The organism is Candidatus Leptovillus gracilis, from assembly GCA_016716065.1.
GTDB lineage: Bacteria > Chloroflexota > Anaerolineae > Promineifilales > Promineifilaceae > Leptovillus > Leptovillus gracilis.
On sequence record JADJXA010000001.1, the window covers coordinates 530,385 to 556,573 of the forward strand.

Consider the following 26,189-nt stretch of genomic DNA (forward strand, 5'->3'; position numbering starts at 1 on the left):
ATCATGTTTCCCGTTGGATGGATTGGGGCAGCAGGTCATAAAGTCTCCTTTGTCAGCCGGTCGCTCACCAGCCGCAGGCCGGTCAGCGTCAGCCAGGGGTCCACCGCATCCAGCACCGACAAATGGTTAGCCACCAGGCTGATGTTGCCGCCCGTGCCGATGACCGTGATGGGAACACGGCCGTTATCCGGGTGCTGCTGCCGCAGTCGGGCGACCATCGTGTCTATCATCGCCGCATAGCCGAGGATGAGACCGGATTGTATGGCATGGATGGTATTGCGGCCAATCAGGTGGGGTGGCGCTTCCAGCGGCACACTGCGCAATTGGGCTGCCCGGCTGGCTAAAGCGTCGGCGGCCAACCGCAGGCCGGGGGCAATGACGCCGCCCATGAACAGACCGTCGGCCGTCATCACTTCAAACTTGGTCGCCGTGCCCATATCCACCACAATGGCCGGTCCGGGGAACAGGTGGTAAGCGGCAACCATATTGGCGATGCGGTCCGCGCCCACTTCGGCCGGGTTGTCGTGGCCCATGCGAATGCCGGCGTCTAACTGGTAAGTCAGGTTCAGCGCCTCTACCCCCAGGTAATGTTCGCATACGGCCAGAAAGGTGGCTGTCAGCCAGGGGACCACGCTGCATAAAACCACGCGCTCCACCTGCCCCTCTAGCTGAAACTCGCGCAGCAGCGATTTAAGGGTCAGGCCCAGTTCGTCCAGGGTGATTTCAGCGGCGGTGCGTAAGCGCCATTGTTGGCTCCAGGCACGGCCGTTCCACATCCCCAGGGTAATATTTGTATTGCCAATATCAATTGCCAGTAACATAACTGCTGGATTTTATAGGGCGGGCGGGGGTGGGGCAAGGTTATTCAGGTACGGTTTACAATTGATCGTCCATCGGATACACTCCCATTTGTTGTTCTTGGGGACTGTATGGCATTTTCGGAATAATAAATAAGCCTTCAATGCGAAAATGCCTCAAGCGAATTCCGAAATACATCGAATTTTCACTCGATTATTTCTCGGAATTCGCCTATGAGGTTTGCAGTCGAGGGCAGCGAGCGGCGGATGGCGCCTCCAGAGTTTGAAACCGCTGCTAACAAGAATGAAACACAACCGTGGGAGCGCAGGCGTCTCGCCTGCCGAGGCGGACGGGACGTCCGCACTCCTATTTTCGAGGGAGGGAACATGAAAAGTCAGGTTTTTCGTTGGCTAGGGTTCGTTCTGTTGCTTGCTTTGGTCGGCTGCCGCCCGGCCGCGCCGACGCCCTCGGCGCCGGAATCTGCGGCGCAAATTCCGGCGGCGACAGCCACCGCTGCCCCCACTGACACAGCCACACCGTCACCGACCAATACGGCTGTGCCCACAGAAACGGCCACGCTCAGCGCGACAGCCACCGAAATCCCCACCGACACGGCCACGCCCACCAGCACCGCCACCACTGCGCCAACGATGACCGCAACACGGCCGTTGCCTACCGCCCCGACCACCACCGCCCCGGCCACCACCGCCCCCGTGGCCACCGCGCCGGTGGCCCAGCCCATCGTCTCCGGTCCCATTCCCAGCGGCCCCAATTTGCTCATCAATCCCAGCTTTGAAGAGGGTGGGGCCGGATGGTCTTTCCGTGAATCACCTACCTCGCCATTGAACATATACACGACAAACGGTGACGCGCAGTTTGTCCATTCTGGCAGTCAATCTGCCTTCAATCAGGGAAACAGGACTATTTATCAAACCGTTTCCGGCGTTGCGCCAGGAACAACCTACCGCGCTGGTGTATGGTTAAAATTGTGGTCTAGCAACAACAGCAATCACACAGTCTCGGAAAATCCAGGAGACTTCGCCGCCCGCATCTGTTTGAATACCGTCGGCGACGATGATCCGAAGCTGCCGACAACTATCTGCGCCTTTGGCGTACAACCCTTTGACGTCTGGCAGTTCATTAGCGTGGACGCCGTTGCTCAGGGAGATCGGATCACGGTGGTTTTGCAGAGCTATTTCACCGGACCCAACAGGCCGCGGAATAACGAAGCAATTTGGGACGATGTTGTCTTGGGATTAGCGCCAACTGCGACCACGGCCACCCCGCCGCCGCCCGGACCACCGACTGTGCCCAACCCTGGCCCCTTCACGCCTCAGGGGCTGCGCGATGGAATGGTCCACGCCCGCTCTATGCTGGAGCAGTTGGGTGGTGTGCTGGACCGTCTGTATAACGGAACCGGGGCCACCTGTGCGGACTACAAGAGGTTTTATCGCGGCGTTGTCGAAAGCCCACGTTTCGATGGCATTCCTGGCGAATGGCAGGCCATTTATAACGACTATGTCTTTGCCGTGGAGAACGGCAAAGATACAAACTACCCCATCTACGATCTGTGTGATAAAGGCGGCGGCACTGTCTCCTGGCAAAATTACGGCGCCGCCCGCGCTGGCATCAACGACAGCCTGAACCGCCTGATACCGGCATTGGAAACGGCCAATTTATTGTTAGGCCAATAGCCTATAAAAGAGCCTCAGGGTTGGCCCGCCCTGAGGCTCTTACGCATCAACTGCAAAGGAGAGATTCATGCAGGATTTACGCTTTGAAACGTGGAAAATAGAAGTTGCCATCCCCAATTTTTTGCTGCGGGCTTCATTTCAGCCACGCGGTGATATGATGATTTATCTGAACAATCAGACCTATACCAGCTTTAATTTCACCGAGGTTGAATTACTGCCGTTGGCCGCCGACTACCAGGTAAAGGGCATCAAGCAGCCGCTCTTTAACGTCAATCGCAGTATGATGGAATTTGTTTCGATCCTGGAGGCGGACAAAGCGTCGCAAATTCAACTTTTGCAGTCCAAACGGCGCGTCGTTTTTTACACCAGTTGGTTTGCCGTGCGCGGCGATTTGCATGTGAACAGTGAAGCCCCGGATGAAAGCCTATTGGACGACAAATTTGACTTCTTCATGCTGACCGACGCCACGATTTTTCCGTTACGGCCGTTAAACGCCCCCATCACCCAAAAAGCCCCGGCCGTGGCCTTCAACCGCAAGGCCATTTTGGCCCACCACACGCACAAGTCTCAGACATGATAACGATAGACGGATGAATGGGTGAGCGCTCACCCGTTCATCCGTCTATTCATCAATCCGCCAGTAAACGCCGTTTTCGCGCTGCATCAACCGCTCTTCCACCATGTAGCGCCGCAGCGCCGCATAGTCCAGATGGCGCTGCTTCAGCGTTTCACTGACTTCTTTCTCCGTATACGTTTTACCCTTCTCAAAGTCTTGCAGCAGCCAGCGTAGAATGACCATTAGCTTTTTGCGCTGCGTGGGAATTTGTTTTAAGGTCTGCCCATCCACGTAGGTACGGAACACCTTGCGTTCCCACACATCGCCGCTCTCGTCGTCTACCAGCGTTGCCAGGTTTTTTTGCGAGAAGAGGTCTCGGTTCATGCGCTCTAATACGGCCGTGTCCAGCCGATAAATGCGCGTATTCCCATCCGCCCGCACATCCACCAAACCCAGTTCCTTCATGGCCGCCAGATGATGCGACACAGTCGGCTCACGAAGTTCCAGATATTCAGCCAACTCGCCCACACTGCGCTCCTGGTTCGCCAGCAAACCGAGCATCTTCAGCCGACTCTCGTTGCCCAGCACTTTAAAGAACTGTAACAAGCTCTCAAATTGTTCCTCAGACATGTTTTAATGCCTCCTATTTCGATATTCTTCTAATTAGATGCGCATCTAATTAGAAGAATATCGAAATAGGTGTTGTTTGTCAAGAGGCAAAATGGCAAAACCCGTAACTACGGCTGGATTCATCCCCTATCCTTATCGCGCATGGGTGCCCAAAACAAAATACTCCTCCGTCCGCATCATAGACAACTGCGCCGCTTCTTCGGCCGAAATGTCACCATAAAAGGCAAGCTCAACCTCTTCGCTGGCCGTCCGTTCAATCTCCTCCCAGGTGCTGATCACCGGAACAAGCTGCAAAACCGGGATGGTCTCCAGAAAAACCCGCGACCGCGCCGGTGGCAAACCTGATTCTAAAAAGACCTCAGACTCGGCCACTTCTATCAACGAGGGCACCGTCCGGCCGCTTTGGGCAATGAAAGATTGCCCGGCAACAGAGTTGGCGAACTCAATAAAACGCCAGGCCGCCGCCTTATCTGGCGAAACGGCCGACAAACAGTAAGCGTCACTATGCAAAATGCCAGCCTCGGACTTGCCTGCCGGCAAAGGGGCAATATCCCAACGAAAACTTTGGATCTCCCGGTAGGTGGGTGTACCGCGACGGCTGTTCAAATACATCGCCGTCGTCCCGGCAATAAAGCGGCTTTCGCTGTCCAGCGCCGCTTCCTCCACCCGGCCAGGCGCCACGCCATGCACCTGGCGCAGATCCACAAACCACTGCAAAGCCGCCAACGCCGGCGGGCGGGTAAGCGTAAGGCGAGTCGGCGTGGTCATGCTGTCCACCAGCGGCGCATCATTTTGCCAGACAAAGGGAGCCAGACGGAACAATGAAGGTTCAGTACCCAAACCGTACTGGTCAATTTGCCCATCATCATCCCTGTCCAACGTCAGACGGCGCGCTGTGCTGACAAACGCAGCCCAATCCCAATCATCGGCCGGATAAGGCAGCCCCGCCTCATCAAACAAATCCTGATTGTAATAGACGACCAGGCTGGAGATATTCTGCGGGATGCACATCAACTCACCTTGCCAGGTAAATGCCTCCAGGGTGATAGGGTAAAAGTCGGCCGGGGCAATTATCGGACTTGCGTCCAGGTAAGCGCCGAGCGGCTGCAGCATCCCCTTGGCGGCAAAACTGGCGTAGCGCCGGTAATTCATCAGGCTGATGTCCGGCGGGCTGCCGGCCGCGTACTCCGTCGCCAGACGTTTGCGGTAATCAGTAACGGATGGAACGTGGATCAATTCCACGCGCACATCGCTTTGTGTTTCATGAAAAGCGTCTACCAGGTTGCGGTAAGCCAGGTATTCGGCCGGATCGCCAAAGACCATAAAACGCACCGAGGCGGTCTCTTTCTCCTGGCCGCGGCAGCCGGCGAAAGCGATGAGCAGAAGAAGGCAAAAGATAACTTTGAACTTCATCATCACAACCATTCTCCCTTGAAAATGGGAGCGCGGATGTCCCGTCCGCCCCGGCAGGCGAGACGCCTGCGCTCCCAGGGTTTTCATTCGTGGTGGTGGGTGCAGCCCACGCATGATGTCTCCTGTGAAAATTTCGGATTTCGGGCATGGTTCATCGAGCAAAATATCATCTTTACAAATTTACGCGGGCATTGTCATGCTGAGCGGAGTCTTCGGAGCGAAGCATCCCGCTCCCGCCAGAGGAGGGGGATGCTTCGGGGGATGCTTCGGCGGCCTCAGCACAGGCTCTCAGCATGACACCTCTTCTTGTTAAATTTGTAAAGCACCATTAGCTTTAAATGAACCATGCCGGATTTCGGATTGATGTAGCGCCAGCATCTTGCTGGCGTCGTCGCCTTCCAGGTGGCGTTACGATTTTCATTCGTGGTGGTGGTGCAGCCCACTCATGAAATCTCTTATTAAATAAAGTAGGGGTGTGTTTCATTTCAGTTATGCCTTGTGTAGGGGCGGGATGGCGCGGGTTGCTATTCGCCGCAGCGGACAGCATCTTCTCGCGCCATCTCGCCCTATAAACGCCTGCACCGGGCAAAGAAGAGGGCGAGACAGCGGGCAGCGCGGCATTGGTGATTGGCAAAGATGATGCCCCGCCTGTCCCGCCCCTATCTGCTCAACTCCTTTGAAACACACCCATTGAGAATTGCTGAATTTGTATAGGACCGTTTGCTCAAAATGAACCATGCCAACAACATCTTTATGTTCTCTGCGCCCGGCGAAACGCCGAACGGCTTTGCCGGTTAAAATAAGGCATGAACACCAAAAACAGCGCCACCGGAACGGCCAGAGCAACAACAACCCCAGCCATGAGCAGCGCCCAATCAGAGCGGGACAACTGCTGCAAACTCTGCAAAGCGATAGGCAAAGTGGCATATCGTTCTGAGTTAAGATAGAGCAGTGGGCTGAGAAAATCGCCCCAGTATAACACGAAGGTTAACAGGCCGATGGCTAAGGAGGTGGGCAAGGCAATCGGCAGGGCTACTCGCCACCAGGTTTGCAGAATACCGGCGCCATCCAGTCTGGCCGTCTCATAAATTTCGCGTGGGATACGGCGAAAAGCGCGATAGTACATCAGGATAAAAAAAGGGCTGGTTCCTATCCAGGCAGGCGCCAGCAGCGCCAGCGGCGTATCCAGCCAGCCCAATAACCGGTAGAGCAAAAAACGGGTGGGCCACAGAGCAATTTCCGGCAGCATCAGCAGCGCCAGCAGCAGGATCACCCAGCGCTGCTGGTACCGTTTGGGCAGCAGGGCAATGGCAAAGGCCACCAACGAGGCGGTCAACAAGGTGAGGCCAACGGCCGTCAGCGTGATCCACAGGCTGTTGAAGGTGAGCCGGCCAAGCGGGAAGTAGCTGCTTAACCGGCCAAAATTCGCCAGCGAAGGGGCTGTGGGCAGCAGCGACAGGCTGCGCGGCAGGGGCACCCCCGGTGGGTGCAGCGCCGCGCTAACGACCCAAATCAGTGGCAGCACAAAAAAGAGGGCGACCAGCAGACGGGCAGCCAGGCGGACAATTTGACTAGACAATGAAGGTTTCATCGGTAATGCCAATATCCCAGGCGCGCACAATGTAATAGAGGCCAATGACCAGCAGACCAGTGAGCACGTACAGAACCCACAAACCAGCGCCGGCGACGCCAAAAGCGAGCAGATCGAAGGCCTGTTCGTGAATGAACAAAGGGAGGGTAAAGGTGGCGTAATAAGGGCCGCCGCCGGTGGTCAGGGTGATGGTGACAAAGGCATTTTGCAGCGTCAGGATGATGTCACGAAAGGCCAGCAAGGCCAGGGTGGGGGCCACCAGCGGCAGGGTAATGGTGACGAAGGTGGTCAATGGTCCGGCCCCATCCACTTTTGCCGCGTCGGACACTTCGGCGGGGATGTCTTGCAAGGCAGCCAGACAAACCAGGAATCCTTCGCCGATGGACCAAAACGTCAGCAAAATCAAGGCGGGTTTGGCCCATAGGGGGTCTACAAACCAGGCGGGTGGGGCCAGGCCAACGGCCGTTAACAGCAAATTCACCGGCCCATACAACGGGTTAAAAATCCACAACCCGGCGACGGCAAAAGCGGCCACGGGGATAGTATTGGGCAAATACACCGCCGCCCGAAACCAGCCAATGAACCGGCTTTCACGCTGCATCAGCCGGGCCACCAGCAGCGCGCCAAAGACACGCAGCGGCACAGGCAGGATGATCAGCGCCAGGGCGTTTTGGATGCTCAACCGAAACAGTTCATCGCTGTAAACCAGCATGAAGTTAAGCGTGCCCATCCAGCGCGGCGGAGACAGGCTGTCGTACTGAAAAAAAGCCAGGGCAAAGGAGAGAACGGCTGGCACAAACAACAGCAGCCCCACCCCTACCAGATAACCACCCAATATTAAACGTACACCGGTGTTGTAGCTGAGTAAACGACGGATTGAAGACAAGAGTAGAAATCCTTAAAAGGTGATGATGGGCAGAGAAAAACGGCCGTTTCCGGGGAAACGGCCGTTTTCATTTCAACGTCTGGTACCCGTATTCGGTAATCCGTATGCCGTATTCCGTAGGGCGCGGCCTCTGGCAAATGCCCATGGAAAACGGCTTACGGACTTCAGTTTACGGCTACCAGCCAGAAGCGCATCCCTCTGGCCAACCCACTGTACCCAAAGATTATTTGACAATAATCGGCAGGAACAGTGTGTACTCTTCAAACAACGGCAGGAAGAAACCTTCCACGTCCACCGGCCAGGCAAACACGCCCAACGGCTGGTTGCCGCCGTTACCGGTGGCAAACGCTGTCACGATGTCGCCAGCGGCAAATGTCACCGGCAGCGGATCGATCAGCGTCGTCAGCCCATCGGCCGAGGTGATCTTCAGGTCATACGTGCCCGCATCCAACGGGATGAAGGCCGTCACGTCGCTAAAGTCCACGTCGTCCGCCACAATGGTGCCGTCTTGCAGGCGGATGTCGGCCGTGGCCGCGCCCGCCGCAAACGGCGCCAGGTGGCCCAGGCGCAGGTGGAATTTACCGCCCGCCGGCGCGCTGTTGTCGTCGGCCAGGGCCAGCAGAGCCAGGTCCTGGTTGACGCCATCGCCGATGGCTGCGGCCGAATAATATATGCCCGCCGCCAGGTTCACCGTGCCAGTGATGGCCGCGGTGGCGCTGCTGCCGGGGAAGACAGCCACGTCATACGACCCTTCCGGTAGCTCAATGTAGCTGGTGGAATCGCCGTAGGCGAAGTTGGTCAGGGCTGGGGCGCCGTTGAGCGTGATGGTAACGGCCGTGCCCGGATCCGCCGCAAACGGGGCCAGGTGGGCCACGCGCAGGTAGGTCGGGTCAGCCACCGTCAGCGTCACCGGGACTGTTACCAACGGCGTCACCGGGTCGTTGCTGCTAACGCACAGATTGCCGGTGTAAGTACCTACGGCCAGACCGGTGGAGTCATACGTCACCATGACGTCCGTGCTAGTACCAGCGGCGTTCGTGCCGGAAGCCACATCCAGCGACAGCCAGGGGATGTCCGTGGGACTGTTGCAGATTGGCGCGCCCGCAGTACCTTCGATCACGAAGGGCAGGTCTTGGACCACGGCATTACCGGTGTCAATCAACGCATTCCACGTTGCCGGTGTCGGGTCAAACTGTAAGCCGTTGGCTCCCGGTTTGCCTGTCTGTCCAAGAATGGTCACCGGGGCAGCCCACGGACCGGAGGCCAGCGTGCCGCCCGTCTGCCAGTCCAACCAGTAAGTGCCAGGAGGCAGATAAACCGGAACAGCAGCTGTGTTAGCCATCAACGGCCGTTGGTTATCGGTCAAAGCCGTGTCTAGGGCGCGGTAGATGTTGGTGAAAGCCGAACCGGTCAACAGGTTCGTGGTCGTGTCACCGAACACGATGCTGCTGCCGCCCGCTCCAGGTGGACCATCCCAGATGCGCAAGTTCAAGGCATTGATGGTTGAAGTGGTTGTCGAGCCAGTCTGGTAGGCCAGGAAAGTGATCGTGTCAATGGTCCAACCAGGGCCGGCCGGGACGGTGAAGTCATCGGCCACGCGGAAGCCGCTGGTAACGGCATGACCAAAGCCAAAGGTGCTGTTAAGCAGAGCCGTCTGCAGCGAGCTGGCGTCTGCGCCACCGGCGCCGCCGCCGGGATGGGTTATGAGAGAGCCGTTGTCATAGAGAACGGCCGTTGGCCCACGCCAGATAGCTGTCGGTTCACCGGCTGGAACAACAACCGCCGCCGCCGCCCCCACATCCTCGGTGGCCGGAGCCGGAACCAACGTAAACGCCGGTATCTGAGGCCCCGCAGGAACGGTATTGTCTTCGTCAATTTGCCAGTTCAGGTCACCCGTCCCCTGGTTAGCCACATTGAGCGGCAGCGTCACCTGGGCATCAGCCAATTGCAGGCTGTTCTGCTCGGCCGGGTCTACGGCAATGACCGGGGTCAAGACATTCACGGTGGCCGAGGCGGAAGCCGAAGCCGTGTCCGTGGGCGTCCACAAAATCGCCAACCCATTGCTGAGCACGGCCGAATTGAAGGAATACTGCACGGCCGTCGCGCCGTCCTTATTCAGCCCCACAGTAGCCGAGACGCCAAAGTTGAGCAACGGATCGCCAAAGTCCAGATCGGCGTATTGGAAGAGGATTGCGTTTGTGCCTTCATACAAGATGGCCTGGAACGTTGCGTTACCCGCACCAGGACCGGGAAAATGCGGCCGTTCGTGCCACTGCACGATGAACTGGCGATTCGGCGCCGCGCCAACGGTTTCATAATAGACATTACCCGTCTCGTCATCCAGGTCGTCCCAGAAGGGGAAGATCGTCAGCGGGTGGGCAGCATCGGGCAGCGCCCCATTGGTGACGCCCACATCCCCGGTCGTGGTGGCAAAGCGGATACCGCCATTGTTGCCAACACGCACCATGTCGGAGGTAGCGCCATAGAAAGTGAATTGGAACGGCATGGTGACATTGGCTTCGCCATCATCCGTCAGATTAAGCGGCGCGCCGGTAGCGCTGATGTCCAGGAAGTTATAGGGCGCGGTATCATCAAACGTATAAGACGCATTGGCATTATAGGCGGTCCAGGTGGCGGTGTTCGTCGTCGCTGCCACGATGTTGGTCGTCGCCGTCAGGAAAGCGCTGGCGCCGGGCGTCAACGCATATGAGAAGGCGTTCAGGATCGTGCCCAGTTCTGAGTCGGACAGATCATGCAGGTTCAGCGTGGCTTGACCGTCATTGGTCACTTCATAGCAGTAAGTGACATCCGTGCCGGCCGTCACGGTGATAACGTCCGTCGTGGCGCAAACAGCGGCGTCTGTGCCCACTGTCTTGGCAAGCGTAATGCTGGCGTTCAGGCTGGTTGTACAGTCCGGGTAAGTGAACGAGCCAATGTAGGTACCCCAGCGGGCGTTGCCGGTAATATTTTTACTATACTGCCCCAGATACCAGAATGTCAGCCCATCGGGGTCAATCGTCATACCCGTATAATCGCCCCACCGGTATGGCGGCGTATCAAAAGCGGTGTAAGTGATCTCGCCCGCTTTCAGCAAAGCCTCGGCTTGCAGCGTGCCGGTCGCATCACCGCTCTGCCGCCCGGTATACCAGATGCCGGGGAAGGTGGAGCTGCTAGATTTGGTGTAACCAACCGCCATATCGTCACAATGATTCACGGCCAGATCCGGGAACGTGCGATATTCGCCGTTGCTGGCGTAGACGCCAGCCTGAGTCAGGGTGGGCGCTGCGCCGGTCAGGTCCACCTGATGCCAGCGGACACAATTCACCGTACCTCCGCCTGGGTTACAACCGATGCTGTCGGCAATCCAACCATAGCCGTTGCGGTATTCAAACTCGCGCATACGCAGGTCATTACCCTGGATGCTGCTGCCGCCTGACTGCGGGAAATTAACCGGAAAACCAGCAGCAACACCGCTGGCCGTACACAGGTTATAGGTGGAGACAATTGTGGGGGCGGCCGGGATGTTCCAACGCCAGATGTTGACCGTGCAGCCATCATAGGGGTCGGTGGCAAAATAATGGGTGGAGCCGAGGCTGGGCCACGTACCCTGGTTAAAACCATGCAAGTGCAGCGGTTGGGGCGTGCCTTCATCACCGGTGCTAAAAGTGACGGGAGTCAGAGCGCCACCGGCATACATCACCGCTTTGTCCATCGCCCAAACCCGCCCTTCAAAACCATTGGGAACGGAGCCGCCAAACTGATTGGCCCCGGCGACGATGTAGCTGTCGCCGACGCCGGTATGCGGGTAGTCATGGAACTCACCGCCGACCGGCTGCGCCGGAATGGCGTAGATGTTGTAAGCGCCAAGCGGGCTGCTTGTCTGGCTGACGGCGATGCAATAATGGGTCCCATTGCCATCAGCCGCAATAACCCAGCGATCTGCTTCTTCGTCGTATACGACGTTGGGATCGAAGGGGTTGCTGGCGCAGCCGGTTCCAACAGATGCAAAGAAGCTGGCCAGGGTAGTTGGGCCGGCCAGGGTAACGCCAGTTTTGTCAAAAATTTTCAGGGCCACATTCACCGTAGCCACCAGATGATTCGGACCGGCGGCCATGATGGGATCCGGCGGCACACTGCTGCCGCCGCCACAACATTCGCTCCGATCAATCGCGTCGAAACTGACGCCCAGAACTGGCGCATCAAGTCCTGGTCCGCTCTCAGCGATCTGGATGTCGGCGTCAGGCGACAGCGCCAGGGATTCTTGCTGCCGTTGGGCAACTTCGGCGGCGCTGACGAGATATTCGCTTTCGTCCAGGTCTATTTCGCCGCGCTGCCAACGGTCGTACATATTGTTCGGGTCATAGACGTTGGTGGGAATATCGGCCAGAACAACCGTAACCGGTTCGATGGGTGTATACGCAGCGGCAGCGGCGTCGCTGGCTGCGCTTCCAGAACCTATTGGCGCCAGGCTTTGGCGCAAAGCCTGGTTCCGCGCCGCCGATTCTACCTGAAGTTGGGGAGGGCTGCTGAGAAGCAGGGTTCCGGCGATGAACAAGAGCAAAACGAAGGTAATACGTTTAAAGTGGGTCGGTAACATGCTTTTCTCCTAAAATTGTGGCGTTTATAGCCAATGAAGAGATGCAATCAAACGGGGTTTTTGAGCAGATCAAAAGGGACTTGTATCACCTCCTTGTCTTTGTCGTTGTGAGTGCGTGGGGATTATGGGTATGCTGCCCGGAAGCAGCATATATATCATAATCGGAAACCTCATTTACCACAACCCTTGTTTTGTCACTGGCCCCCATAAAATGATGCGCGCTGTTGTTTGAAAGAAAAACGGCCGTGTCCCAGGACACGGCCGTTTTCTTAATCAACACTTAGCCAGAAGCAGCGCCCCTGGCTAACCTGCTGCCAAACCGATTACTTGAAGATAACCGGCAGGAACAGTGTGTACTCTTCAAACAACGGCAGGAAGAAACCTTCCACGTCCACCGGCCAGGCAAACACGCCCAACGGCTGGTTCGTGCCATCACCGGTAGCAAACGCCGTCACGATATCGCCAGCGGCAAATGTGACCGGCAGCGGATCGATCAACGTCGTCAGCCCATCGGCCGAGGTGATCTTCAGGTCATACGTGCCCGCGTCCAACGGGATGAAGGCCGTCACGTCGCTAAAGTCCACGTCGTCCACCACAATGGTGCCGTCTTGCAGGCGGATGTCGGCCATAGCCATGCCCGCCGCAAACGGCGCCAGGTGGCCCAGGCGCAGGTGGAATTTACCGCCCGCCGGCGCGCTGTTGTCGTCGGCCAGGGCCAGCAGAGCCAGGTCCTGGTTGACGCCATCGCCGATGGCTGCGGCCGAATAATACATGCCCGCCGCCAGGTTCACCGTGCCAGTGATGGCCGCGGTGGCGCTGCTGCCGGGGAAGAGAGCCACGTCATACGACCTTCCGGTAGCTCAATGTAGCTGGTGGAATCGCCGTAGGCGAAGTTGGTCAGGGCTGGGGCGCCGTTGAGCGTGACGGTAACGGCCGTGCCCGGATCCGCCGCAAACGGGGCCAGGTGGGCCACGCGCAGGTAGGTCGGGTCAGCCACCGTCAGCGTCAGCGGAACCGTCACCAATGGCGTCACCGGGTCGTTGCTGCTGATGCACAACGTGCCCGTGTACACGCCCGTCGTCAGGCCAGTGCTGTCGAAGGTTACGCCCAGATCAACATTCGCGCCACCCGCCAGCGTACCGCTGATCGGCGACACAGTCACCCAGGGAATGCTCACCGGGGCATCACAAGTTGTTGGCGCTGCGCTAACGTATTCCACACTGTCTATGCCGATGTAGTCGGAGTTACTGCCGCTGGGACCACCATTGGTCACGAAGTAGCGGAAGGCAAAGCGTCCGGTTGCGCCGTTGGGGACACCGCTCAGTGTTACAGTGAACTGCGTCCACACATTCGGATAGCCAGATGTGGTCAACGTCGGGTTGACTTCCAGCAGCAGCGTGGTGAAGTCACCAATATCGGTCGGCGCTGTGCCAACGTTGGTGCTGGCTCCGGCCGTACTCAGGCGCAGCTCCAGGCGATCTGGGAACGCCGGTGTATCCACCGTGCGCGTCCAGAAGCTGAAGGTATCGCCATTGTTCAGCGTTAGCTCTGGCGTCAGCAGCCAGTTGCTAATGGTGCCCGCGCCAGTCGTGTTGTTGAAGTTAGCGCCAATATAGGCTGTGGCAGCGCCCGCGTGCGCCGGGAAGACCGTGCTGTTGCCCTGGAACCAACCCGTAGTCCCAATCGTCGTGCTGTTGTTTTGCGCGAACCAGCCCGGCAAGTTGGTGATGTCGTCAAACCCTTCGGTAAAGTCACCTAAGAGGGCGTCGCTGGCTGTGGGCGCTGCGCTGGCGGCGGTGTTCGCCCCGCGCTGCCCATTCTGCCCGGCCGCCGGGGCAAACTGCGGGCTGAGGCCCGTCCCAGCTACCACCGGATTCCAGGTGAACGCATCCCAGTTCAAGTCGCTCGACCCGTCATTGGCTATGTTCAACGGCAGCGTCGCCTGGGTATCAGCCAATTGCAGGCTGCTCAGGTCAGCCGGGTCTACGGCAATGGTGGGAGGATCGCCAGCAACCGTCAGCGCCAGAGGCACAACGACCAGGTCGGTCCCGTTGCCGGGGCCAGCGTCTGGGTCGTTGCTGGCAACGCACAGGTTGGCGTTGTAGCTGCCGTCAGCCAGACCGGTGGAGTCCAGAGTCACGGTCACATCAGTCGCATTACCCGGTGTGGTCGTGCCATTGCTCGGCGCAAGGCTGGCCCAGGGAATATCCGCCGGCGCATCGCAAATCGCCGGAGGAGTCACATCCACCAGGCTCAAGTCGTCGTAGTAGATAACCGACGCGCCGCTGGCGAACAGGTCCACCGCGCCAATGCGCACCGCGCCGCCGCCGCTCACCTGCCCGCTCCAGGTACCCTGGTAGAGCAGTTGATTGTTGTAGTAGACAGCGCCGGTGTCAGCGTCGAGGTTAATCTCCAGCCGCAGTTCAACCCACTGTCCCTTGATGAGCGGCAGTGTGCCAGGATTGACGCCACCATCATTCGATACCAGGTTGGTGGCGCTGTCGAACTTCAATTGGGCAGACCAGTTGAGGTTCGAGCCGGCGTCATCATACGAGTTGAGCATGATGAAGTAGGACGCACCGGCGAAATCGGTGGGGATGTACTGCCAGGCAGTGTACACCCACTGTCCACTGGTCTCGTTATACTCGTGTACCAGGTCACTGGTAGTTAGAATAGCCACCGAGTTGGGCGTGCTTTGCGCCTGGGCGCTGCTGATCAGGGCGCCGGCCGTTGGGTCATTGAACCAACCCTTCCAGCCGCCTTGTCCATGCAGTTGGCTGCCGGTGGCGTAACTGTCGAAGTTATCGTCCCAATCGGCCAACGGCGCCAGCGTGGCGTCTTCAAAGATATTCCAGGTCAGGTCTGCCGTACCGGTGTTGCCAATGCTCAGCGCTTGCTGGGTCGTGGTATCGCCCGCCTGCGTGCTGGCAATGGTCAACGGGTCTACGTTGATGTTGGGGACGTCGGTGATGACTTCTACCGTCAGGCTGACCGGCACTTCCACCAACGGTGTGGTTGGGTCGTTGCTGTTGACGCAGAGGATGGCGGTGTAGGTGCCCAGCGCCAGACCGGTGGAGTTGAAGCTGACAGTAACCGGCGAACTACCGCCACCGGCCGTTGTGCCGCCGGTGGGAGCCAGGCTCAACCACGGCACATCGGCCGGGGTGTCGCAAGCCGCATTCGCCGTGCCAAAGCCACGCACCAGCCAGTTACCGGCAAAGTTTGCGCCAAACGAGTCAATAATGCCGAAAGTCGGCAATGGCAGTGTCGGGGGATTGCCCGGTACTGCACCAAAGCCCGCCCAAGAACGCAGTTGGCTGCTAGAAGATTGGTCAATCACCGCCGGGAAGGTACCTGCGGTCACACCGGCCGTGCGGTTGACGACAGCGATGAGGATGTCGCCAGGGCCGTTGAAGGTGACAGGCGCCGCCAGGTTATAAGTGGACCATGTCGTGCCGTTTACCGCCTGCACCGCCTGGCCCGTCAGCGAAGCGCGATGAACAGCGCCGTTAGCCGGGTTACCATCGGCGTCCTCGTAGAGGTAGATGTCTACCAATTCACCCACGTTGATGCCGCCCGTGCTGGCCGGATAGCCAAACATCACGTCTACCTGGTCCAGGACCACGGGGAACTGGCCGGCGCTGGGGGTGAAGCGGTTGAGCCAGAGGAACTGCGAGCCGCCAACACCAATGGCATTTTCGCCACTGCCATCATCAACAGACAAAATGATGGGCGCATCTGGTGCATCGGGCGCGTCTGGGCTTTCGCCGTTCAGTTCCAGGCGAATGGCCAATGGCGCTTCAGCAATGTTCCAGATGAGCGGGGCCGTGCCAATGTTGCCGATGTTCAGCGTCTGGTTGGTGGTTGTATCCGGCGCCTGGGTAGCCGACAGGCTGGTGGGGGCTACGTTAATGTCGGGAACCGCGTTGGTGGGCTTAACTACCACCGGAATGTTGGTGTCGGCCACCGACAATGCACCTGCCGGTTCGCTGTTCACCACCACATCATCAATCCACCAAGTGTGAGCAAAATCGCCACTGTAGCGGAAGGCCAAACAAACTGTCTCCTCAGCATAAGCGCTTAAGTCAAGCGATATGGGCGCGCCACGCCAGATAACAGTTACGCTGGGACCGGGAGTGTCATCAATTTCTGCCACTTCCACGAAATCACCAACGGTTGGATCGCAGCTAGCAGTAGAAATCAAGACACCGCTATATCCATAATCAGCCATCCATTGGCCTGCATCAATAAAGGTCAAGGCGCTTACGCCAGAGTCAAGCGTGATCTGCGGCGTTACCAGCCAACTATCCTGGTTGCCATCGCCCGATCCACCAAAAACGCGGCGCGCGGAGGCTGGTGCGCTGCTGGACTGAGCCGTATCACGTTCCCATGTAGTCGCGCCAGCGCCTGCAAGCTTATACACAGCCCAGCCTGCGGGTGGGAAGGTAGCATCGGTGAACTGCTCGTTCAGCAGTTCAGCCGTCGGCGCAGCAACAGGCGCGGATGGGAACACTGCATCCGTTTCCAGGGCAATGCTGCCAAAGGCAAACACGTTCACCGGCAAAGCGGAAACTTCAGCACTGATGGTCAGGACCTGTTCGGCTCCCGGCGCAATGGTGAAGGTGCTGGGTGTCACGGTGATGTTCAGGCCAGCCGGGCCGGAAACCGTCGCCGTGTAGGTAGCCGAGAAAGGCAGCACGCTCTTCGCCGTGCGCGTCCAGGTGCAGTTAGTGGCGCAGTTGTAGTTCACCACACTCGGCTGGTTCAACGTTTTGGGATCGCCACCGATGGCCGGGTTGGCCGCCAGGTAATTGGCCCCGGTCTCGTTGAAGACCAGGCCGCTGGTGCTGGCCAGCGACAGATCGAGCAAGCCAGAGCCAACATCGAAGGGATCGGCCGGCGTAACGCCGTCTTCCTTCGTCAGGCCGCCTACAGCCGAGGTGGCCATAGCCGACTTAATTTCTGTCGGCGACCAGGTAGGCTGCAAAGCCACCATCAGCGCCGCCGCGCCCGCGCCGTGCGGCGAGGACATGGACGTGCCCTGGTAGAAGCCATATTGCACCACATTGGCGCCATCGGCGGCCACGGCCGCCAGAATGTTTACGCCAGGGGCAATGTAGTCTGGCTTGAGCAGTTCAAACTGGCTGGGGCCGCGCGAGCTAAAGCCAGCGACGATGTCTTCCCAGGCATTATCCACCAGATAGCTGGTAGCCGCGTTCACGCGGGCTGTCGCCGTGGGGTTGGCAATGATGTAATCACGCAGCGCAATGCCACCATCCAGCGTCAGCATGAAAGCCGGGGGTGTACCGGTCAGGCCGCCACCCATGCTGATGGGCGGGCCACCAACGCTGTTGAAGACTACCACGCCGGTGGCGCCGGCGTTGGCGGCATTGGTCACCTTTACCAAAAAGGTGCAGCCACCGCGTTGAATCAGGGCCAGAGCGCCGTTGAAATAACCAGGCGCAAAAGCGGTGCAGCCATCGTTGTTGGCCGGGTCATAGCGGATGGGTCCAGTCACATCGGTCGGGATGGAGGTGAATTCGCCGGGCACGGCCGCCAGCCCTTGCAGTGCTGCGGGCGTGGTCGGGCCGGTCACATCCAGGGTGTTGGCGACGACACGGTTGATGGTGCTGGCGGCAACGGCCGCATTCCACGGACCGGTCTTGGCCACTGTGCTGGCGCCGGGGCCAGCATTACCGGCTGAGGCGGAAACGAAGATACCGGCGTTGCTGGCATCCAGGAAAGCGATGTCCACCGGATCGTTCCAGGGGCTGTCGCTGCCGGAGATAGAGTAGTTCAGCACATCTACCTGGTCGTTGGCAATGGCCGAGTTCACCGCGGCTACGCTGGCGGTGCCAGGGCAGCTGGGGTTGCAGACCTTGTAGGCCACGATGTTGGCGCGGGGGGCAACACCCTGAATGCTGATGTCGTAGCTGGATGTCCCCACATCGAAGATAGCATCGTGACGATTGCCGCCGGAGGTGCTGGCGGTGTGGCTGCCATGCCCATCTAAATCTTCAGGGGAACCGCCCACCGGGTTGAGGCCGTAGGCGGCAATCAGCTTGCTGTTGCAGAAGCTGGGATTGGCAACGCACCAGCCGTTGTAAACACCAGCGCCGTAGGGATTGGTATGGCTGTAGGCATCACCATCGGTGGCGGCAAACGCCGGGTGCTGCGAATTGATGCCGGAGTCAATGACGCCGATGACCACGCCTTCACCACGAGTAGCGACGCCAGAACCCGTGTCGCCATTCCAAACAGCCGGCGCACCGATATGAAGGGGGCCAACGTCGGTGGTGAGTTCACGCAAGGTGTCGCCGTAAACAGCCAGAACACCGGGCAGCGCCGCCAGACGCGCCGCTTCCTGGTGGTCTACGCGCACGGCTACACCGTTCAGAGCGGCGGTGTAATCAAACGCAACCTCAATCGAACGGCCCAGAGTCTGCTCCGCGCTGGCGGCAAAGGCGCTGTGCTGTTGGCTGAGGTAATCGGTATAAGCTTTGGACGCGGGCGAATTGGCGTCCAGCCGGCGCGCGCCGGTGGCTTGCGGGCTGGTGGCTTCCAGGCCAGCAATGCCGCCTGTGTAGCTGGCCAGAGATGGCTCGCTAAATTGAACGATATACAGCCCTGTTTCACTGACGCCATACAAATTATCTACGGTTCTTTCGGCGGACAGTTGGGCCGTAGGCAGCGCCGTACCGCTGCCTTGCGTGTCGGCCAATGCAGTGTAGGCGACAGCAAATGAAGCTATTAGTATCATCACCGTCAAAATCGTGAAAAATCGCGATTTGCTTCTCATGAATTTTTTCCCTTTCCTATTGTTTTGGTTGCCTATCAGCCAATTGAGGTATGTGAATGACATGCGGACAGGCTTTTGTAAACCAATTCACTTGGTCGCCGGGTCAAACTGACCGGGCTTGACTATTCAGGTACAACAGCAACGGATCAACCCATATAGTCTCCTCCTTAATGAGATATGGCTCAGCTTGTTTTCGATGTTTAACCAGTTATCTACCACTTAAATACAGGCTTCTGTATTGGCGACAAACGGCTAGTAGCCGTAAACCGTAATCCATATCCCGTTTTCCGTTGGCATTTGTCAGAGGTAGCGGCCTACGGAATAACGGTCACAAAGTGGTCGTGCAACGACATTGCGGATTACCGAATACGTACACTAGAAACCCGGTCCACCAACAAGAATAAGCGATCAGAGGAAAATCAAATAGATAACGATTGTTTTCCGGTCTACTGCCCGAAAAAGCTTCGCCTGACATCACGAGATTGCAGTTAGGGCTACCTCGAAAGAAAAAGAAACATTGGAGAAAATACCTGATTGAGAATTTTGCTAAATCTCTGTGTCATGATAGGGTTTGTGTTGGAGTCTAAAACCCAATTTGTTTGGGGATTGAAAGACACTGCATAAAAAGTTGAATTTTAGAAACATCCATGCCTGCGTCTTCTTGAAATGCGCGTGGTGAAAGGTTGACACTGTGTCAACTGCTTATCTGACTAGTTGATTTTAAGCCTTTTGCCGTTCATCGTCAAATCAAATTGTCTGAAAATACAGGTAACGGAGGAGCAGAAATCAGGCATCAATCACCCTGTTGGACTGTAATGCTTTGTTATGGACCTACCATTTCTCACAATCCCTAACGTTTTAGCGGCGGCGGCGCCGATTCTGGTTGTGTTGTATTTGATGGTTGGACGCCACTGGCCTGGGGAGCGGGCGGGGGTGGTGGGTTGGGTTACGGCCGTTTGCCTCAGTCTGCTCTTTTTTGGGGCCAATCTGCCCCTGCTGTGGGTGGCCGTCGGCCGCGCCGTGCTGCTGTCGTTGTTCGTGTTGTACATTATCTGGATGGCTTTGCTGCTGTACCACACGGTGAATGAAGCGGGGGCCATCGAGGCCATCGGCCGTGAGCTGCCGTTGTTAACCCAGGATAAAGCGGCGCAGGCGCTGCTGTTGGCCTGGATTTTTGGCTCTTTTTTGCAGGGCGCGTCTGGTTATGGCGTGCCGGCGGCGGTGGTTGCGCCGCTGCTGCTGGCGTTGGGGTTTGGCGCCACCGAAGCGGTGACGATGGCTCTGATCGGCCACGCCTGGGCGGTGACGTTCGGCTCGCTGGGGTCGTCGTTTTTGTCGTTGGTGGCGGCCACAGGGCTGCCGGGCGAGGAATTGGCCGGGCCGACGGCCGTGATGCTGGCCGTGTGCTGCCTGGGCAGCGGCTTGAGTGTGTTGTGGCTGGCGGGTGGCTCTACGGCCGTGCGCCAGCGCGGCCTCTTTTTGTTGGGCATGACGGCCGTGATGGCCGGGACACAGTGGGCGGCCGCCCGCGCCGGGTTGTGGACGCTGGCCGCATTTGGGGCCGGTTTGGCCGGGTTGGTGGCGGCTATCTTCCTTTTTACGCGTCGGCGGCCGGCGCAAACGGCGGGTTTTCAGGCCCGGCGGTTTGCCGCCGCCTTTGCGCCTTACGCCATTTTAATTGGGGTGGTGCTGATTGGGCAGTTTGTGTTGGGCGATTTTTTGGGTCAGGTGCAGATCAACGCCTGGTTTCCGGGCGTGACGACTGATTTTGGCTGGCAAACGGCCGCCGGACCAGGCCGTTCGATTGACCTGTTTGGACATGGCGGGGCGCTGCTGCTGTATGCCAGCCTGCTGGCTTTTGCCTGGTTTCGCTGGCGGGGAGTGTTTCCGGCAGCCGATGGCCGACTGCGGGTGTATGACGGCCGTACCATGCTGCGCCGCACCTGGCGCGGTTCATTGAAGCCAACGGTGGGCATCTTCACGCTGGTGGCCATGGCCACGGTGATGCAGCACGCCGGGATGACCCAACTGTTAGCCGTCGCCCTCAGCAGCGTCGCCGGGCCGGTTTACCCGCTGGTTAGCCCGTTTATCGGCGCGTTGGGGGCGTTTATGACCGGCAGCAATACCAACAGCAATGTGGTTTTTGGCGAATTACAACGGCAAACGGCCGTTACCCTGGGTTTGCCCGTGCCCATCATTCTGGCGGCGCAGACAGCCGGTGGGGCTGTCGGCAGCACCTTTGCCCCGGCCAAAGTGATTGTGGGATGCAGCACCGCGCCGGGCGCTGATGACGGCCGTGTGCTGCGTTTGACGGCCGTTTATGGGCTGGGCATCATTCTGGCTGTCGCCCTGGTCGCCTGGCTGTTGGCCTGATGATTGGCGATTCGTTGGCCGCTACAAAACCACTGGCGACTGCTGCACCCGGCAGTGATGGGCCTCGATAATGCTCAAAATCTGCTGCACGGCGCGCTCCTGCCCCCCCTCGGCATTGACGACAAAGTAATCAAATTCATCGGTGCGCTTCATTTCCTGGCGCGCTGTGGCAATCCGCAGGCTCAACCCCTCGCCCGTTTCCGATTTGCGCTCGCGCAAGCGCCGCTCCAACTCATCTTCCGATTCCGACATCAGGAAGACGTGGACGACGTTGGGCACCAGCTTGCGAATAGTAGCCGCGCCCTGCACGTCTACGCGCATAATCACGTCGCGGCCGCTGGTCAGGGCATCGCGTATCTGCTGCTTGGGAATTCCTTTATAGTCGTTATAAACGATGGCGTACTCCAGCAGTTCGTTCTCTTCGATCATGCGGGCAAATTCATCGTTGGACACAAAAAAATAATCCTGCCCATGCACTTCCCCAGGACGTGGCGGGCGGGTCGTGGCCGTTACCACAAAATAGAAGTTGTCCGGCCGCCGATCAATCAACTGCCGGGCGATGGTATCTTTGCCCACCCCGGAAGGCCCCGAAATGACCATGAGTACCGGATAGCTGGGTCTTTGATAGAGGTTCTCTTCGGGAATCATAGTTGCACCTGTTTTCGACGAAAGTATAATGTTTTGCAGTCTGGCGCGATTTGCCACCACTTCTGGCAGCGCAACACGATTAGGCAAACCGCGCTGCACTGGTGACAGCAAAAAACGCCGATGTCCAGTAATATGTTGCATCTGTGGCGCACTTTTGGGAGTGCGCTACAGCATTAACCTCGAAGAGTCAATGAAGGGATATTATGCCTGTTTATGAATTTCGCTGCCAGGATTGCCGCCGGCCGGTGCGCCTGGCTTTTACCTTTGCTGAATACGGCACGGTCCAACCCACCTGTCCCCACTGCCACAGCAGCAACCTCAAACGGCGCATCGGCCGTATCGCCGTCGCCAAATCGGAAGACGCGCGGCTGGATTCGATGATGGACGACAGCGCGTTGGCCGGCCTGGATGAGGAAGACCCGCAGGCTATCGGCCGTTTCATGCGTAAAATGAGCCGGGAGATGGGCGAGGACATGGGTGACGAGTTTAACGAGGTGGTGGATCGACTGGAAAGCGGCGAGTCGCCGGAAGCCATCGAATCTGCCCTGCCAGATTTGGGTGGCGATCTTGCGTAAGCCGTGTTCCGTGTTCCGTAAGTCGTTAGACAACTGTATACGGATTACGGATTACGGATTACGGATTACGGATTACGGCCAAAAGCGGCTGACGTAAACGCGACAACACGGCCGTACACAATTCCCCACTTACTTCCTCTACCGAACGGTTGGCGTCAACTGTTAGCCAACGCGACGGCTCGGCGGCGGCCATCGTGTGGTAGCCCTGCCGCACCCGCTGATGAAAGCTGACCGCCTCCAGGTCCAGACGGTTCATCTCCTCACCGCCCACCTGGCGGCGGGCCAGGCCGCGTTCCACGTCTATATCCAGCAAAATCGTCAGGTCAGGTTGCAGGCCACCGGTGGCAATGTGAGTCAGGCTGTGCAGGTCGGCCAGAGGCAGGCCACGGCCGTAGCCCTGGTAGGCGATGGTGCTGTCGGCAAAGCGGTCGCATAAGACCACCTGCCCGGCGGCCAGAGCCGGCCGAATCAGTTCAGCCACGTGTTGGGCGCGGGAAGCGGCATAGAGCAGAACTTCGGTGACGGCCGTCATCTCCCCATTAGCCACATCATGCAAACAGGCGCGAATCTGGTCGCCGATGCGCGTGCCACCCGGCTCGCGGGTTTGCCGCACAACAAAGCCTTGCCCGCGCAAAAACGCGGCCAACAGCCCAATCTGGCTCGATTTGCCGCTGCCTTCTGGTCCTTCGAGGGTGATGAACATATGGTGGTGGGGAGTCAGTGTTCAGTGTTCAGTGTTCAGTGTTCAGTGTTCAGTAAACTGAAAACTGAACACTGAACACTGATTACTGCTCACGGATTACGTCGTTCGTTGAAAATACGCACAAAGCGCTGCGGCTCTTTGCCGTAGCTGTGCGACACCAGGTTGGCCTGGCGGGCCATCTGGTGCTGGTAGCGGCGCACGGCCGAATTGACCGGCGTCAGGTCCACCGAGTTTTGGCCGGTCAGCACCTGTTGGATGGCCCGCTCGGCTTCAGACACGGCCGTGTCGAACGGGTCCTCTGGCTTCATTTCCAGGTCCAGGGCCTGGACCAAAAAGCTCTCCATTTGGGCTACCGTGTTGGCCCGCAGCACATACACCGGAATGCGCAGGTGTTCCGCCTGGCTGACCAGTTTGCGCTGCTTACGGTAATAGCTTTTGAGGGTCAAAAAAACGTCGGCCTCGGCCAGACTTTCCACGATGTCTACGCGGGTTTTGAGCTGCTTGGCCGCCTGATACAGCCGGTTACGGGCAATGCCAAAGACGTAGACGTTTAACCCCTGACGTTCCGTGGGGGGTTGTTCGACCACCATATCGGCGGGGGCGGCGTCCAGACGGATACGGCCGTTGCTGCCATTGTACGGTTTAGGCGGCGGCTCGCTGCTGCGGCTTCTGGGCGGTCCCGGCAAAGTACGGCCGTCTCGCGCCCCCTCACGCGGGCTGCGTGGGTCACGGTCCATACGCGGTTCGCGCTCGGCGCGCGGGTCACGGTCCAGGCGCGAGTCGCGCCGCCCCGTCACCGCCGAAGAGGTCACCAGCATCGTCTGCTGCTCGCGGTGGATCGCCCCCTGCTCGTCGCGGGAGAGCATGTCCACGTCAAAAGGCTGGCCGCGCAGCATCGCATCCACAGAAGTCGTCACGTCGCGGTGAACCAACAGTTCGCGGCGGCTCTGAATTTCGATGAGTACGTCGAAGGTGGGCGGCGCGCGCCGCTCCAGCACCGTTTTTTGCGTGCCGCGCCGTCGCGCTTCCTCGTCGGACAGGGTGACGCTTTCAATGCCGCCGACCAGGTCAGACAACGTGGGATTGAGCAGCAGATTTTCCAGGCTGTTGCCGTGGGCTGTGCCGATCAACTGCACGCCGCGCTCGTTGATGGTGCGCGCCGCTTCCGCTTCCCGTTCCCGGCCGATTTCATCAATGACGATGACTTCCGGGTTGTGGTTTTCCACCGCCTCGATCATCGTCTCGTGTTGGTGAGAGGGTTTGGGGACCTGCATCCGCCGGGCGCGGCCCACGGCCGGATGAGGAATATCACCATCGCCGCCAATCTCGTTGGAAGTGTCCACGATGACCACCCGTTTTTGTTCGGCCAGGACGCGGGCCATTTCGCGCAGCATGGTGGTTTTGCCCACGCCGGGGCGGCCCAACAGCAAGATGCTGTGCCCTTCGGCGACAATGTCGGCGATGATGTCTATGGTTCCATAGACAGCGCGGCCAATACGGCAGGTGAGGCCGACCACCAACCCGCGCCGGTTGCGAATGCCGGAGATGCGGTGCAGGGTGCGGGCGATGCCGGTGCGGTTGTCATCGTCGAAATTGCCGATACTGGCGACGACGCCATCAATCTCTACCTGGGTGATTTCTTTGGAATTGAGCAGATATTCGCCATCTACATAGCGCGCCGTCGGGATGCGGCCTAAATCCATGACGATTTCTAACAATTCGTCGAGTCGTCCGATTTCTTCAACTTTGTGGCGGACCCGTAAGGGTAAAATCGTAAGCAGGGCTTCTAAATCTTCTCTAGCTTGTGTGTGTTCGTGTTCTGTCATGAACGCTTGTTTTTCCGTTGTGCTTTGGGCGCTGGTAGGGCTGCACCATAGGCGCTGATGGCGCTGAGGCGTGGATACCTTGCGCTTCCATAACGGCCGTTGGCTCGACCAACGACTTTCGCTGTTGTTTGACCGTATGCTTTACCATGACGGCCTGGCTGCCCCATAAGCTAAACCCGGCGCGGTTCAACGCACCTTGCAACCAGCTCTGATAGCGGCGCACACAGCAAAAAACCGGGCAAGAAACGGCCGGTTTTGCCAATTGCAGCGCCGCCGTGACAATCTCGTCCACCCGCGATTCGGCGTGGGGGTGAATAAACAGGCGCAGCCAGGATGCCAATGGGCCTTTTTGTATGTGGATAAAGGCAGTTAGTTCATCTTCTTCACGTAAAATCCAGCTCTCGCCGCTGCTCAACGGCGGCAGCGGCTCGACCATTTGCACCAGTCTGGGGACGGTATTGGCGTACAAAATTTGAATATCCCAATCATCGGCCGGTTGGCGCGGCGTCAGCAGCGTGGCCGGCGCGACACTGCGGCTGTTCACATCTTCCACTACCCAAATGTCCTGGCGCGTGTAGACGGCAAAACCGGCGCGGCGCAGAATAGGCAGTTCACTGCCGATTTCGCTGACCTCGGCGACCAGACTTTGTATGCCCCGGTAGCCCACTTCGACGACTGCCTGGTCTAACAAAGCCAGCCAACCCGTTTCGTTGAGAATGGGTTCAGCGATACGGCCGTTGCGCTTATCGGCATCTGGTGATGGGGAAACGGCCGTGTCCCCACCATTGGCCTCCAGCGCATACATCGGCGTCGTGCCCATAAAAAAAATGTGCGCGTGGGGCGACTCTTCACGGACTTGCAGTTGGATAAATCCAGATGCTTCCCGGCCAGACGACCGCCAGACAAACGTTGGATAATCGCCGCTGACCATACTAACCAGGGCATCCCGCACCGGATGGGAATGATTGGTAAGCGCGGACTCCGTATGCAGCGAAACCGCATAGTCGCTCAATCGGTGAACCAGCGTCAGATCCCGCAGCGTAAATGGACGTATCATAGCTCAAGTTTAACTATCGCCAGAAAGCAAATCAAGTTACAGA

The 26,189-nt window shown here is 58.4% G+C and carries 16 protein-coding genes; 4 read left to right on the forward strand and 12 right to left on the reverse strand.

The window, feature by feature from the left end:
• Positions 1-35: 35 nt before the first annotated feature.
• Positions 36-821, reverse strand: coding sequence for a type III pantothenate kinase (locus IPM39_02305; GenBank protein MBK8984904.1), 786 nt, complete (start codon positions 819-821; stop codon positions 36-38).
• A gap of 363 nt (positions 822-1,184) precedes the next feature.
• Here IPM39_02305 and IPM39_02310 point away from each other — a divergent pair, with 363 nt between their 5' ends.
• Both IPM39_02310 and IPM39_02315 read left to right on the forward strand, forming a co-directional pair.
• Complete coding sequence (locus IPM39_02310; protein ID MBK8984905.1) at positions 1,185-2,492, forward strand: carbohydrate binding domain-containing protein; 1,308 nt, start codon at positions 1,185-1,187, stop codon at positions 2,490-2,492.
• A 67-nt stretch (positions 2,493-2,559) separates the two neighbouring features.
• Positions 2,560-3,069 (forward strand): hypothetical protein, encoded by a 510-nt coding sequence (locus tag IPM39_02315; GenBank protein MBK8984906.1) that lies wholly within the window; start codon positions 2,560-2,562, stop codon positions 3,067-3,069.
• A gap of 45 nt (positions 3,070-3,114) precedes the next feature.
• On the opposite strand, the gene IPM39_02320 is transcribed toward IPM39_02315, so the two are convergent.
• The 7 genes from IPM39_02320 to IPM39_02350 form a co-directional block, all read right to left on the reverse strand.
• Positions 3,115-3,678 (reverse strand): metalloregulator ArsR/SmtB family transcription factor, encoded by a 564-nt coding sequence (locus tag IPM39_02320; GenBank protein ID MBK8984907.1) that lies wholly within the window; start codon positions 3,676-3,678, stop codon positions 3,115-3,117.
• Positions 3,679-3,810: 132 nt separating this feature from the next.
• Entirely contained in the window at positions 3,811-5,091 is a 1,281-nt protein-coding gene (locus IPM39_02325; protein ID MBK8984908.1) for a sugar ABC transporter substrate-binding protein, read from the reverse strand.
• Between the two features lie 751 nt (positions 5,092-5,842).
• Entirely contained in the window at positions 5,843-6,670 is an 828-nt protein-coding gene (locus IPM39_02330) for a carbohydrate ABC transporter permease (protein ID MBK8984909.1), read from the reverse strand.
• Positions 6,663-7,568 carry a sugar ABC transporter permease gene (locus tag IPM39_02335; GenBank protein ID MBK8984910.1) on the reverse strand — a complete coding sequence of 302 codons (906 nt, stop codon included), beginning with the start codon at positions 7,566-7,568 and terminating at the stop codon, positions 6,663-6,665. The genes IPM39_02330 and IPM39_02335 overlap by 8 nt, the downstream gene beginning before the upstream one ends.
• Positions 7,569-7,791: 223 nt before the next feature.
• Positions 7,792-12,165: a DUF4397 domain-containing protein gene (locus IPM39_02340; protein ID MBK8984911.1), complete on the reverse strand. Its 4,374-nt coding sequence runs from the start codon at positions 12,163-12,165 to the stop codon at positions 7,792-7,794.
• Between the two features lie 323 nt (positions 12,166-12,488).
• On the reverse strand, positions 12,489-13,004 hold the full coding sequence (locus IPM39_02345; GenBank protein ID MBK8984912.1) for a DUF4397 domain-containing protein: 516 nt from the start codon (positions 13,002-13,004) through the stop codon (positions 12,489-12,491).
• Positions 12,953-18,964, reverse strand: a complete 6,012-nt coding sequence (locus IPM39_02350) for a choice-of-anchor J domain-containing protein (protein MBK8984913.1) — start codon at positions 18,962-18,964, stop codon at positions 12,953-12,955. The genes IPM39_02345 and IPM39_02350 overlap by 52 nt, the downstream gene beginning before the upstream one ends.
• Positions 18,965-19,789: 825 nt before the next feature.
• On the opposite strand from IPM39_02350, the gene IPM39_02355 reads away from it, so the two are divergent.
• Positions 19,790-21,337, forward strand: coding sequence for an L-lactate permease (locus IPM39_02355; protein ID MBK8984914.1), 1,548 nt, complete (start codon positions 19,790-19,792; stop codon positions 21,335-21,337).
• A gap of 21 nt (positions 21,338-21,358) precedes the next feature.
• Here the strand turns inward: IPM39_02355 and IPM39_02360 are convergent, their stop codons facing one another.
• Positions 21,359-21,985 carry a guanylate kinase gene (locus IPM39_02360; protein ID MBK8984915.1) on the reverse strand — a complete coding sequence of 209 codons (627 nt, stop codon included), beginning with the start codon at positions 21,983-21,985 and terminating at the stop codon, positions 21,359-21,361.
• 203 nt (positions 21,986-22,188) lie between these two features.
• Between IPM39_02360 and IPM39_02365 the strand changes: the two genes are divergently transcribed.
• A complete protein-coding gene (locus IPM39_02365; protein ID MBK8984916.1) occupies positions 22,189-22,560 on the forward strand; it encodes a zinc ribbon domain-containing protein in 372 nt (123 codons plus the stop codon).
• A 58-nt stretch (positions 22,561-22,618) separates the two neighbouring features.
• On the opposite strand, the gene IPM39_02370 is transcribed toward IPM39_02365, so the two are convergent.
• The 3 genes from IPM39_02370 to IPM39_02380 form a co-directional block, all read right to left on the reverse strand.
• Entirely contained in the window at positions 22,619-23,263 is a 645-nt protein-coding gene (locus tag IPM39_02370; protein MBK8984917.1) for a dTMP kinase, read from the reverse strand.
• 89 nt (positions 23,264-23,352) lie between these two features.
• Positions 23,353-25,089 carry an AAA family ATPase gene (locus IPM39_02375; protein MBK8984918.1) on the reverse strand — a complete coding sequence of 579 codons (1,737 nt, stop codon included), beginning with the start codon at positions 25,087-25,089 and terminating at the stop codon, positions 23,353-23,355.
• Complete coding sequence (locus IPM39_02380; protein ID MBK8984919.1) at positions 25,061-26,146, reverse strand: hypothetical protein; 1,086 nt, start codon at positions 26,144-26,146, stop codon at positions 25,061-25,063. Before IPM39_02380 ends, IPM39_02375 begins: the two co-directional genes overlap by 29 nt.
• Positions 26,147-26,189: the final 43 nt, after the last annotated feature.